General features: G+C 45.9%; 11 protein-coding genes. 4 read left to right on the top strand and 7 right to left on the bottom strand.

The window, feature by feature from the left end:
• Window positions 1–296: 296 nt before the first annotated feature.
• The 5 genes from ACFVVF_RS26075 to ACFVVF_RS26055 form a co-directional block, all read right to left on the bottom strand.
• Window positions 297–2030: an extracellular solute-binding protein gene (locus tag ACFVVF_RS26075; protein ID WP_387815724.1), complete on the bottom strand. Its 1734-nt coding sequence runs from the start codon at window positions 2028–2030 to the stop codon at window positions 297–299.
• Window positions 2031–2125: 95 nt separating this feature from the next.
• Window positions 2126–3025 carry a carbohydrate ABC transporter permease gene (locus ACFVVF_RS26070; RefSeq protein ID WP_387815722.1) on the bottom strand — a complete coding sequence of 300 codons (900 nt, stop codon included), beginning with the start codon at window positions 3023–3025 and terminating at the stop codon, window positions 2126–2128.
• 13 nt (window positions 3026–3038) lie between these two features.
• Window positions 3039–3914: an ABC transporter permease gene (locus ACFVVF_RS26065; RefSeq protein ID WP_387815720.1), complete on the bottom strand. Its 876-nt coding sequence runs from the start codon at window positions 3912–3914 to the stop codon at window positions 3039–3041.
• 234 nt (window positions 3915–4148) lie between these two features.
• Window positions 4149–6029: a cache domain-containing sensor histidine kinase gene (locus tag ACFVVF_RS26060; RefSeq protein WP_387815718.1), complete on the bottom strand. Its 1881-nt coding sequence runs from the start codon at window positions 6027–6029 to the stop codon at window positions 4149–4151.
• The gene (locus ACFVVF_RS26055; protein WP_387815716.1) at window positions 6016–7626 is read right to left on the bottom strand and encodes a response regulator; all 1611 of its coding nucleotides are present in this window, start codon (window positions 7624–7626) and stop codon (window positions 6016–6018) included. The genes ACFVVF_RS26060 and ACFVVF_RS26055 overlap by 14 nt, the downstream gene beginning before the upstream one ends.
• A gap of 463 nt (window positions 7627–8089) precedes the next feature.
• Here ACFVVF_RS26055 and ACFVVF_RS26050 point away from each other — a divergent pair, with 463 nt between their 5' ends.
• Window positions 8090–8695 carry a hypothetical protein gene (locus ACFVVF_RS26050; RefSeq protein WP_387815714.1) on the top strand — a complete coding sequence of 202 codons (606 nt, stop codon included), beginning with the start codon at window positions 8090–8092 and terminating at the stop codon, window positions 8693–8695.
• 302 nt (window positions 8696–8997) lie between these two features.
• Complete coding sequence (locus ACFVVF_RS26045; protein WP_387815713.1) at window positions 8998–9588, top strand: TetR family transcriptional regulator; 591 nt, start codon at window positions 8998–9000, stop codon at window positions 9586–9588.
• Between the two features lie 96 nt (window positions 9589–9684).
• Here the strand turns inward: ACFVVF_RS26045 and ACFVVF_RS26040 are convergent, their stop codons facing one another.
• Both ACFVVF_RS26040 and ACFVVF_RS26035 read right to left on the bottom strand, forming a co-directional pair.
• The gene (locus ACFVVF_RS26040; protein WP_387815711.1) at window positions 9685–10563 is read right to left on the bottom strand and encodes a PhzF family phenazine biosynthesis isomerase; all 879 of its coding nucleotides are present in this window, start codon (window positions 10561–10563) and stop codon (window positions 9685–9687) included.
• A 152-nt stretch (window positions 10564–10715) separates the two neighbouring features.
• Entirely contained in the window at window positions 10716–11423 is a 708-nt protein-coding gene (locus ACFVVF_RS26035) for a 4'-phosphopantetheinyl transferase family protein (RefSeq protein ID WP_387815708.1), read from the bottom strand.
• A 193-nt stretch (window positions 11424–11616) separates the two neighbouring features.
• On the opposite strand from ACFVVF_RS26035, the gene ACFVVF_RS26030 reads away from it, so the two are divergent.
• A complete protein-coding gene (locus tag ACFVVF_RS26030) occupies window positions 11617–12081 on the top strand; it encodes a MarR family winged helix-turn-helix transcriptional regulator (RefSeq protein ID WP_387815706.1) in 465 nt (154 codons plus the stop codon).
• Window positions 12082–12093: 12 nt separating this feature from the next.
• Window positions 12094–13155 (top strand): LLM class flavin-dependent oxidoreductase, encoded by a 1062-nt coding sequence (locus ACFVVF_RS26025; protein WP_387815704.1) that lies wholly within the window; start codon window positions 12094–12096, stop codon window positions 13153–13155.
• The last annotated feature ends 141 nt before the right edge of the window (window positions 13156–13296 follow it).

Genomic DNA, 13296 nt, shown 5'->3' with positions numbered 1-13296 from the left:
GTTACGTGGCTGCTTTTCCATACCGAACACCTCTCCTCGTTAACCTTATTATCTTTCTACACTTAAGAGGTGTCCACTTATTATTCTAATTGCACATTTGCATTTTGATGCGGTATTTCATCAAAAATCAGGCTTTCAACATGCAGATTTGCATTTTGATCCTTCGTTACAGCCTCTAACAAGCAATCGTACATAACCCAGCCCGATGTCGCGGCAACGGAGATTGAAACTGAAAACCAGTCAAACCTGACTCAACACGCCAGCCGGCAGCCTAGGCTGCCGGACTCACGACCTGCCTATTTTCCTGTCACAATCTCTTTATTCTTCTTGTAAGCTCCAGTCCAGTAGTCTACTGATTTCTGCAAATCCATGCCTTCCAGCTCTTTCATCATGCCGCTCTGGATTTGATTGAATTCCGCATCGTCCTTGGCCAGAATCAGCTTCGGAACCATACGCTTGATGTACTCGTCGATTTTTCCGTCAATTCTTTTGATGTTATCAGGCGTTACAATCGGCAGTGCAGCAAACTTCGTATAGTCCGTTCCATTTTTCTTGATCTCGCCTTTCTCTACCAGCTTCTCAATAAGCTCGCCCGGGTAGCTGATTTTATAATGCTCGCTGTAGTCTTTTTCGATTGGATTCATCTTGTTCAGACGCTGCTCGCTAATAATGTTGCCGAAGTTGGTCGGCACGTTATATTTCGGATCAATCGCGCCAGCAGAGAATCCGCTCCAGTTGTAGTACTTGGTAATTCCGCTTTTCGCGCCAAAGTCTGGATCAGCCTTCGACTGCTCAATTCGTTCCGCCGTATCCATCGGCACATTGTCCTTCACTTCCCAGTCCACGCCTTCAATGCCGTTCATGATCAGACGGGAGCCTTCATGAGATACAAGGAAGTTGATCAGCTCCATCGCACGTTCCGGATTTTTGCTATTTTTGGAGATGGCAAACGTGGAGTCCAGACGGCCGATAGAGCCGTACTCGCCCACATATTGTGTTTGACCCTTCGCAGGCGGAAGCGGAGCCCAGCCCTTCAATTCGCCGGCTTTCTCGAATGCGTCATTCGCTTCGTTCGTGCCTGCCCAGTTCCACCAGCTGAACAACAGGCGGTTGCTCTTAATTTTTTCCAGCATATTGTCATATTTCATCGTGAAGCTGTCCGGATCGAACAGTCCCAGTGCATTCGCCTTCTGATACATCCGCGCCGTCTCCCATACGCTGCCGTTAGGCTCAAGAATCGCGCTTCTTGCTTCCAGCGTCTCCGGATCAACGTCCATGAACTTATCCAGAAGCAGCTTGCCGCTATAGCGGTCATAGAACTCGGTCTGAATGCTGTAGCCCCATTCAAACAGCGGAGCCATTGCATATACCTTCTCGCCCTTTTCATTCGTCGGATGCTTATCCTGCATCTGCTTCAAAATCTGCAGCAGATCCTCCCAATTGTTATATTGCGGATAGCCCAGCTCCTTGTAGTAATCCCAACGAACCATGTAGCCCGGAGACGCATACGTGTATTCCTTAGGAGCATCACCAGCCAGCAGCGGAATAAAGAATAAATTATTCGTATCATTACTCAAATACTTTTTACTGAACTCAATCCGCTGCGGCGATTCCTCCAAAATGCTTTTGCCATGCTCGGCGATCAGATCGTCAAGCGGAATGACCAGATTGCCGTCAATAAGCTGCTTCATGTGCCGGCGCTCCGCATAAATGATGTCCGGCAAATCGCCGCTCGCCATCATCGTGTTGAGCTTGTCGTCATTCACCTTAGCTTCCGTGCTGATGTTAATGTTCAGCTTTTTCTTAATTTCCTGCGCTACGCGGTCCGTCTGAACGCCGGGTGTAACCGAGCCTCCAAAGCCGTTGCCATAAATGGTCAGCGTAATCTCTTTCGGCTGTCCGTCACCGTTACCTTCTTGTGCCCCCGTGTCTTGTCCATTCTGCTTGCCGCTCGAGCAGCCTGCCGCTGTTACGGCTATCGCTACAGTCAAGCTAAGGGCAAGTAAAGATTTCCGCCATTTGGTTGTCATGATGAACCCTCCCTATAGTGATCGATTTGCTACGCTATACAAAGCTTGCCGAAGCCAGCCCGGTATACATCTGTATACATCCAATAAGCCTTCTTTTACCCTTTTACAGCGCCCATCATGATACCTTTGACAAAGTAGCGCTGCATGAACGGATAGACCATCATAATCGGCAGCGTTACGATCATCGTAATCGCGAGTCTAACGGATGCGGAGGAGACCCGGAATCCGGTTATCCCTGCCGCTGAAGTGATCAGCTGCCGGTTCGCATCGGAAGCCATCGATTCCGCCTGCCGCAAATAATTGAGCAAGATGAGCTGCAGCGTCTGCAGCTTGGGATTGCTCACCAGAAAATAATTGTCTGTCCACGAATTCCACTGATTGACGGCATGGAAGACGGCAACCGTCGCCAGTATGGGCATGCACACCGGGAGAATAATGCTGATGAATATCCGCAGATAGCCTGCTCCGTCCATCATGGCCGATTCCTCTAGCACGACCGGAAGTGATTCCATATACGTTTTGATCAAAATAATGAAATAAGCGGAAATAATCGTAGGTAAAATGTACAGCAGATAGTTGTCCTTCAGCCCCAAGCCGCGCATCGTAATGTACCAAGGAATAAGACCCGCGTTGAGATACATTGTAATGATGACAAACCGGTACACGAAGGATCTGGCGAACATCTCACGTTTCGTAATCAGATAAGAGAAAAACGAGCAGGCCATTACAGTTGCAAAGGTTCCAATAACCGCACGTGATGCAGAGATCAGAAACGCATTAATAATGTTGTCCGACTGGAACAGCTGAACATAAGTGTCCAGCGTCAAGCCTTTTGGATAAAAGTAGACGCCTTGGATAATCGCATCCGGGCTGCTAATCGAGTTGATGAAGATATAGTAGAACGGATAAATGCAAAGCAGCATAAATGCGGTATAAACGATATAGTTGATCGTGTGGAACGAGTGCTCTCCGACACGAAATCTTTTCATAATCATCCGATAAGCCTCCTCATATGATGGATTCTCCCCGTACACGTTTGGCCAGATTGTTGACTGTGAACAGAAGCGTAATGCTGATCACCGTTTTACTGATGCCAAGAGCCGTCGAATAGGAAAAGTCGCTATTCAGCATACCGACCCGGTACGTATAGTAATCCAACACCTCAATATGAGAAGCGACGAGCGGATTGTAGAACACAAAGTATTGATCGAAGCCGTTAGACAGCATATTGCTGATATCGAGCAGTAACAGAACGAAAAACGTCGGCAGAATGCCCGGCACTGTAATATGCCAGATAGTGCGGAAGCGTCCGGCTCCATCCACCTTGGCTGCGTCATACTGCTCCTGATCGATGCCGGCGATCGCCGCCAGATAGATGATGGCGCCCCAGCCAAGCCCCTTCCACATGACGATTCCCGTCTGCACGTACCATACGATATCATTGTTGCCCAGCACGTTAGTCGGTGAATCAATCCATCCGAAATGGAACAGCACCTTGTTAATAAAGCCGTCGCTGGAGAAAAACATAAAAAATACGGCATAGACGAGCACCCAGCTAATAAAGTTAGGAAGCGTCGTCGTAATCTGCACCACCTTCTTGAACGATTTGGATTTCATCTCGTTGAGAAAAATCGCAAATGCGGCAAACAGCGGTGTACACAACAGCCCCAGCACGCTCATGATCATCGTATTGCGAAGCACATTGAACAAATCCTTGCGCTCTTCATACATGAGCTTGAAATAATCAATCCCTGCGAATGGCGTTTTCCAAAGCGGTACTCCCGGCTTATAGTCGAAAAACGCATAGATCCATCCGAATAGAGGGATATAGTTGAAAATAAATACGACGAGTACAAAAGGAACTGCCATCCAAAACAATTTCATCCGATTGGACAGCCTAAAGCGTGCTTCTCTGCCCCCTGCCTGAATCATAGGCTTGCTCTCCACCTTCCGTTCTTCTAAGCTTCACTTTCCCTTGTTGTATCTACATATTAGCCAACAGGGGAAAGCGAAGGAATTGACGGAACAATGAAAAGATGATTTATTCCAGCACCATGCTTAATTTTTTCACAGGCCTGTCCGTTAAAAATGATTTATTTCACAATATGATGTATTTTTCTACACTTTATATTCCAAGGGAAGCCGCATCCGGATCGTCATCCCCTTCCCTTCCTCGCTGAACACATCCAGTCCGAAAGACTCGCCTGCATGCAGCTGAATCCGCTGATTGACATATAGCAAGCCCATTCCGTGGGCTCTTGCTGCTCCCGGCTCGCCGCCGATCTTCTCCTTCGCCAGCCGATACCGCAGTTCAACGAGCTTCTCCTCGGACATTCCCTTGCCTTCATCCTTCACTTCCAGCACAAGCAAACCGCCCTCTACGCGGCCCGACAGCTTGATCGTTCCCGCATACTTCTGTGACATCCCGTGGACAAAGCAATTTTCAAGCAGCGGCTGCAAAATAAAGCGGGGAACCTGAGCCTGCATCAGCTCTTCCTCAACGTCCACATGAATGAGCGTGCCCTCCCCGTACCGGTGATTCATGATCGTCATATAATGCTTGATATAGCCAAGCTCATCTCCCAATGTTGTGAAAACGGAAGTCTCCCGGTAAATGGGACGGAGCATGTTGCCAAGCGCCGTCACCGTCTCCTCAATGTTCGGTGCATGCTGCACAGCAGCCATCCATTTCACCATATTCAGCGTGTTGTACAGAAAATGGGGGTTGATCTGGGACGCCAGCGTGCGCACCTCGGCTTCCCGCTTCATTTCTTCCGTATGCTTATTCGTTTCGATGAGCTCCTGAATGCTTCGCGACATTTTGTTAAACTGCATGCCAAGCCGGCCGATCTCATTATGCGCCATGCCGGCTACCTCGAAGCCGACGTTGCCGACTTCCATTTGCTTCATCGCTTTCGTCAGCTTGGACAATGGAACGGTGAGCCGCATAATCCAGTAATAAGCGAGCACCCATGCAACGAGAAGGCTGGCAAGCAGCATGACGATGACGATTTTCTTCAGCGTATTGCTGTCCTTGGAAAACTCGCGGTACGGAATTTCCTTCACAAGCGTCCAGTCCGTTGTACCAACCCGGTAGTATACAACCCGCAGCTTCTCATGCTCATTCCTTGTCGTATAGCTGCCATACTTGTTCCCGTTCGCATGCTCCAGCGTAAAGACCGACGTATCCCGCTCTCTCCCGTCCTGCCCGTTGCCCCGGATAATGTTGCCGCTACCGTCCAGCAAATAAATCCAGCCCTTCGTAATCCCTGCCAATTCAGCAAAAAAAGGAGACAAACTGCTCTCCTTCATACTCAAAGTAAGAATTGATAAAGGCCGCTCCTGATAGGAGCTCACAATCGCCCGGGATGCCAATATAAGCGAGTCATTCCATTCCGCCGTTTCGGGATAACGGAATACCGCTTCCTGATCCTTCACCTTGACGTTGCTCTGCCAATCCATGCCGGGAAACGTATCTAGAACATGCTCATACAAGCCCGAAGCGTACGCCCAGCTGGTTAAGCCGGAATCCGAGCTTGTATAAAGCTTTTTGCGGGTCACGCCCAGGATTTTTCCCGATTCCGAATACACATAGATCGAATGGATGTTGTCGTAGCGGAAGAGCACATCATTGAATAGTTGAGTGAGTGTTGCCGTCGCCTCCACTTCCTCGGCCTGTGACAACGGCCTGTCCATATAGCTTCGGACCGATTCATTCGCCAGCAGCACCTTGCTCGTCTTGTCCATTTCACTGCGGATAGCAAGCAGACTGCTCTCCGCCTGCTTGAAGTTTTGCAAGGTCAGCTGCTCCGCCCGTTCCTTGACAATCTTCGTCGTGCTGGCATAGAAGAAAAAAGCGCCCAAAGACAAGACGAGCAGGCTGACGCCTGCATACGTAATAAACAACTGGAATCGCAGCGTTCCCCAGCGTGCCCGTTCATGAAGCGCATAGCCTAGAAACCTGCGGATGGCTGCTGGTAAGCGTCTATTGTTCATCATCGCAAATCTCCTCGGCCTGACCCCAGCGTTTGCGGAATTCGCGCGGCCCCATGCCAGTGGATCTCTTGAATGTCCGGCTGAAATGGCTGTGATCCATGAAGCCTACATGCTCTGCAACCTCATAGGAACGCAAATCGCTCTCCAGCAGCAGCCTCTTCGCTTTTTCAACCCTTATATGAATGAGATACTCGCTGAAATTGACATCCAATTCCTTCTTCAGCAAGGAAGACAAGTAATTGGGGCTCATCCCGACGACATCAGCGACATCCTGAAGCGTCAGCTCACCCTGAAAGTTCTTGTTAATATAGGCGACAGCTTCCGCCACCTTGCGGCTCATCGGAATTTGCCGCGTCTGCATCAGTCCTTGAATGAAGGTCTCGGCTAACTGCACCATTTCGTCCCAAGTCTCACAGGATTCCAGCCGCAGCGTGCATTGGGTCACGAGCTCTGCACTTTCCTGCGATGGATGCGGCACATGGAGCGACAGCCTGTGAAATAAATAATTGAAGTCTCGGACCGTTGCTTCCCGGGACTGCGGAAGCTCCCGCTCCTTCATCCGTTCGGACCAATGGCCGAACTCCTTGGACAGCTGCTCGCCATGAACGCTGAGTACATCTGCAAGCCCAGCCAATGACGTATGAATTTTCTCCTCAGCCTTCATATGCACATTCACATCGCCACTAATAAAATGATCCGTATTCACATAAAGCTTATAGCTCATCGCATGCAGACATTCACGGTACATCGCCCGCAGCGGCGACAGGTCATGCGCTGTACTGCTAACTGCGAAGGTAACAGCAATGTTGAAGTAAGAACGCATTACTCTGCGAATATGGTCCAGCAGCTGATGGAGCTGCTGAAATTGCTCATTTTCGCTAAGCGAATTGCCGAAGCTGAGCAGGAACAAGTAGCGGTTGTCCGTGTCATGGCATACTTCTCCGCAACCGTAATCTCTCAAAATCTCTTGAAGCACATTCAGCATCGACATGCGGAGCAACTGGCCCCGCTCATCCCCGAACCGTGTTTTCAGCCGATGATAATGGTGAATGTCCATGAGGCAGATACGAATATTATGCGGATCGAGCATCAGCTTGTACTCGGCGACATTGCTTAGAAATTCCTCTTGGGAGTAGCGATTCCGGAACAAATAATCCTTCACAAAGCTTTCCTTCAGCACGTCGATGTCGCGTAACAGATGCTTGGAGGAATCTGCCCTCTCCACATCAAGCTCCTGCTTTACTTTCGCTAAAATATCGACCATCTCATTAGACTCCATCGTCAGCTTCAGGATGAAGTCGCTTACACCGTTGCGCATTGCCGTCTGAATAAGTCCGAATTCCTCCAGACAGGTTAAAATAATAATTTTCGTCGCTGCATCATGCTCTCGAATGCGGTCGATTAATTCCATGCCGTCCATCTCCGGCATCCGGATATCGGTAATGACGATGTCAGGTTTCTCCTTCTGATAGTGCTCCCAAGCCTCTGCGCCATTGGCTACATCCGCAGCTACGGACATGCCTAGATTTTCCCAGTTAATTGAATTTTTCAGCCCGAGCCTGACCCACATTTCGTCTTCTGCAATTAGTACCTTGTACAAATCAGCCAACCTCCCGATGCTGTCCTACTATATAATGCTACTCGTATATGAAAAATTGAGAATTTCTACTCCACTTCTGTACAATTCCCGTTATTAACACAATTATAGGGAAGCAGCCTCGGAAAACACATGAACTTTGCAATGAATTTATGTATATTTCCACACAGAGCCAACAACATCAAGCTTACCAGAAATGCAGCTGGTTTATGTAAAAGGAGCCTCCTGCAATGGAATCTTTAGAATAGATGATTGAAGCGAAAATAAGCTGACTTCGATCAATGATCGAAATCAGCTTACGGTATCTTGCCAGATACAACGTGTGTAAAGAACCTAATCTTTGAACTGAACTTTTTTACATCCTTATCCCAAGGAAATATTTACAAATTTAACTAAATGAAATACGATTATCCTATTGCTAGCTTTCACTTTTTTTATATTGATAACCGATACTGAGGTGTATAAATTGGAAAAGAAAATGAGATTAAGTCTGCTTTCATTAATAACCCTGGCAATTGTGGCTGTATTAATCTATAGCACCAATATCAGTGTCAGCGCAAAGAATCAAGTTAATGAAGGGAATAAATCTCTTAGTACAGAGGAATTTGAATTTATTAAATCCCTGACCCCCAATAATGTAACTGGAATTGATGCCGTTTATGTCGATGGTTCTCGCAACATTGAAGAATTAAAACAGAACTCTGCTTTAATTATTAAGGGGAAAGTAATTTCTAATAAAATTGTGAATGAAATAGCAGCAGTATCTATAGTAAAGGTTCTAGATACTCTTCAAGGTAATAAATTTGATTATGTTTATATACATCAATTGAACAATGATGATGTTCTGGCTGAACAAGAGTATATCTTGTTCTTAGGTAAACAGAATGACGATAAAACGGACACGTTTCATATTAAAGGCGGAACGCAAGGTATCTTCGTCGAGAAAGATTCCACTGTAACTGCGGTTCATCATACCATGACAACTGAGCTTGAAAAAATAAATAATATTTCTGAGACTGTGAGATCAGTAAATAATGCTGCTCTAAATTTCGAGAACTGGATTAAAAAGTAGAAGAACAAATGTTTAGAGCTGTACCAATATTAGGCTTGTAAAAAAATAAATCAAATATAGAAATGGCGATGCTATGGATAATCTCCCTACATCGCCATTTCTGTTTTTTGGCCATTCGCAATAGCAACTCACTGCACATTCAGCCTAAGTTGTAGTTCGAATTTCATATTCCTTCTTTCTCTAATGTTCCAGTCTTTCATAAATTAGTCATCTGATTAGTTGTATGACTAACTAACCGTTTTGTCAATTCATCGTTATTCATGCTATATTAGAGCCAACTACAGAACGTATTAGGGGGAACAATGATGCGCAACGCCGATGCAACGCGTGAACGAATATTGGAAGCAGCTATGGCGGAGTTCTCCGCCTGTGGCATTGCTGGCGCGCGAGTAGATCGAATAGCAAAAGCAGCCGGATGCAATAAAAATATGATCTACATCTATTATGAGAATAAAGAGACGCTTTTCACAACCATCCTTCAGATGCATCTTACGCGAGTGTATGATGAGCTTGTTTTTACACCTGAGGATCTGCCGGGCTATGCAGCGCGTGTTTTCGATTTTACAATGGCAAACCCTGACCTCATGCGGCTGATGACATGGTTCAGTCTTGAACAGAAGACAGATAACCCTGCCGAACGAACTGCTGCCCACAACGCAAAAGTTGTGGAGTTGACACAAGCGCAGTCTGCCGGACAGATCGGAACAGCCTTCCCGCCAAACTTCCTTCTGACCGCGATTATGGCTCTATCCACCGCCTGGACAGCGACGAATCCTTTCGGCCCGTCCATTGACTCCAGTGCGATTGACAAGTCTGATGAACTGAGGGATGCGGTTTCTAGAGTGGTTGAATTGATGATTAGGGATGATAAGAATTCGGCAGCAGGCAATTAATTGCTTATCAAAGTTCGTAACAGAAAATTTCATTGCGCAAAAACAAACCTTCAGCAGCTTGAAGGTTTGTTTGCGCTACATCGTTTTCGCGATCTATTAAATTAAAACATCAAACTCATTTACAAAAACCGCATTCCCCGTAACCTCTATCACATTCCCGTTATCGGTCACGTACACTCGAACCTTACCGTTCCTTCCAATCTCTTGCCCCTGCTCGATGAGAAGTTCTAACGAAGGAGCATGTTTGTTTATGTATCTTGCGAAGTACGCGCCCATCACACCAGAGGCTGTTCCAGTGACCGGATCCTCAATAGTGCCAGAGTACGGAGAAGAAAAATGACGTGCGTGCATATGTGCATGAGGATCATAGGTTTCAAAACAAAATGGATGAATAGAAGCTCTAGGCATTTCATTCAGCACGTTAGGAAAAAGCTGATTGTTCGGTTGCATTCGTCTGAATGCAGCCAAGGTTTTTATGGGGATTAACAACGTCCATGTACCTGTGCTTCCGTACACAATTGGACATTCTGACTCAATATCATTCTCATCAATTCCCATTGCATAAGCCAGATCTTTAAGAGAGCCTTTAAATTCTTGAAATTGAGGAGCAGCTTGTCTCATGGTAATGTGAATTCCGTCGGTTGAAGATAATCGAATCGGCAAAACACCTGCTTTTGTTTCAATACTAAGTTCCGTAGTATTACCAAGTAATCCCTTTGTTTTTAAAGCATAGATAGTAGCCATTGTTGCGTGGCCACAAAGATTTATTTCATGACCTGGAGTGAAAAAACGAATTCTTACATCTGCTTTATCGGATTTAATAGGGAATGCCGTTTCATTAAAGCCTACTTTTTCTGCAATTTTCCTCATTTCCTCTTCAGTCAGAGTCTCACCATCGAAAACTACCCCCGCTGGATTTCCTAAATTAGGAAATTCACTGAATGCATCGTAATGATAAATCTTTATTTTCTTCACAAGTCCACCCCCATCCGAGTCTTTTAAAATCGCTTCTCCATCGTCCTTAACTAAGCAAACAAAAAAGCACATACGTTGTAGCTGTAAGTGCCTTTTTGTTTCCTGTTTCGCTAAATGCACTATGTTGCCGGACTAGCCATCAACTATTTTTGCTATCCTATCAAATCCAATTTATCCGGAACCATCCTTACGAAGTCACTCAATGTGAAATGTTGCGTTATGTTATGTATTCCCGGAGAAGCACAAACTGCCAGCATATGCTCCTCATCCAGTTGACTGTGCCACAATCGGCTATCTTGCCATTTCTGTTGATATTGCACTCGGCCTTGGGCAACATCGATCGTGAACTGGTCAAGCGGCAACGACAACCCTCGGCCATCTGCTTTTATAAAACTTTCTTTCATCGTCCATAACGCATAAAAGTATTGCTGCCGGCTTATCTCCGGTTCTCGAAGCAGCGCCTCGTACTCATCCTTGGAAAAGAAACGTCTAGCAATGTCGAGTGATATTGGCTTCATCTCTTCAACATCGATGCCAACCGGGGTGTAATCGACTGCGCATACTACCCACTGTCCAGAATGAGATAGATTAAAGTAAATCTCCCTCTCATCTTGTTCCCTTGCCAGCATCGGTTTACCAAACGGATTCTGAATAAACTTCAACTCACTATTTCCCCGCCCTGTGCTTTCACACAATGCATACCTGGCCAATAGCTCCCCAAACAATGACCGCTGCGCATCCTTCGCATAATGAAAGCGCGCGACCCGCTCTCGTCTTTCTTCAGAAACGTAAGGCAGCCATTCTTCCCGTTCCATAGATGCCATTTCTCGATCCATCTTAAGATAATAAAGATGAAGCATGTCACACTTCCTTAACTTGGTCTAGAGCGTGTTCACAAACCTAAGTTAATTACACCATAATAAAGTAGAATTTTCCATGCCTATCTAATGGATTTTATATTGTGATTTCAAAGTTATAAGATTGACATTCATTTATCCTAATATTAGAATAAATAATTATAGGATAAATTCTTGATCATAAGGAGGCTTGAATTTGACTGAACGCGACGCAGAAGGAGTGGAACTTGATTTAAAGCTGATACGCGTATTAAGAAACATGGTGAGAGAATTATACGCGAGTTTAGAGCGTGATATTGAGAGCCACGGGCTTAGTATAGAGAACTTTCAAATTTTAGAGCTTCTTTACAATAAAGGGCCACAATCCATTCAAAAGATAAGTGATACTTTCTCGATTCCAAGCGGAAGTATTACCTATGTGGTCGACAAGCTTGAAAAGAAGGGGCTGGTGGAGCGAATTCCAATCCCAGATGACCGAAGAAAAACGAATGTGGCATTAACAGTTGAAGGCCGGAGCAACTTTGACGATATTTTCCCCAAGCATGCCCAGCTGATCTCTGATAATATGTCTTTCGCGACAGATGAGGAAAAATACTTGCTAATACAGGTGTTGAAGAAAATCGGATATGGTATCAAACATCGAGAGAGCAATTCAAAATAGGAGGAATTAATAATGGAAATAGGTGTAGATACATTTGTCGAAACAACTCCGGATGTTGTGACAGGGGAGACAATCAGTCATGCACAGCGTTTACGTGAGGTTGTTGAAGAGATCGTTCTTGCTGACCAAGTGGGGCTCGATGTATTCGGGGTCGGTGAACATCATCGCAAAGAATTTGGAGATTCCGCTACAGCTGTCATTCTGGCTGCCGCAGCGCCAATGACCAAAAAGATTCGTTTAACCAGTTCGGTTACGGTGCTCTCTGCCGCAGATCCGGTGCGTTTGTTCCAGCAATTTGCCACTCTTGATGGCATTTCCAATGGCCGTGCTGAGATTATCGCGGGTCGAGGTTCTATGGTTGATGCATTTCCTTTGTTTGGGTACGATTTAAAAGATTATGATGCACTATTCGAGGAGAAATTAGAGCTCTTACTAAAATTAAGGGAATCAGAAAAAATCACCTGGAAAGGCAAATTCCGACCGGCCATTACGGACTTAGGTGTATATCCGCGGCCCGTTCAGGAACAATTACCTGTATGGATTGGCAGCGGGGGAAATCCAGAATCGGTTATACGCGCAGGGCAGCTAGGTCTGCCACTCGTACTCGCCATTATTGGGGGAAGTCCTTTAAACTTTGCTCCGCTTGTGCCGCTTTATAAGAAAGCTGCCGCACGTACTGGACATGATGTATCGAAATTGAAAATAGCGGTTCACTCGCTCGGTTTCATTGCGGAGAGCACCTCACTTGCAGTGGAGAAGTATTTTCCGCCTACGCAAGCATCGTTTAACTATTTTGGTGTAGAGCGTGGCTGGGGACAATATACGAAATCTCAATTTGATGCTTCACGTACCTTGGAAGGTGCACTGTATGTTGGTGATCCCGAAACGGTTGCTAATAAAATCATTTTTATGCGTAAGCAACTAGGCTTCACACGCTTTTTCTTGCACTTGCCGGTTGGTACGATGCCACATGAGGATGTTATGAAAGCTATTGAGCTGCTGGGGAAAGAAGTGGCGCCACGGGTTCGGGAAGAGATTGCAAAATGGGAAGCAAATAATGAAATAACAGAATAGTTTGCACTATCGTTCTTCTCGAACGAAATAGATTATTAAACAAAATGGAGCACACATACGAACTGTCGGAGTGTGCTCCATTTCATTTATCTGATGATAATTCGGAATCTCTGGTTGAATGTGCTGTTCATTCTAGGGAAC

The sequence above is a fragment of the Paenibacillus sp. NPDC058174 genome (assembly GCF_042883865.1).
Taxonomy (GTDB): Bacteria; Bacillota; Bacilli; order Paenibacillales; family Paenibacillaceae; genus Pristimantibacillus.
This window is presented reverse-complemented; position numbering and strand designations above follow the sequence as displayed.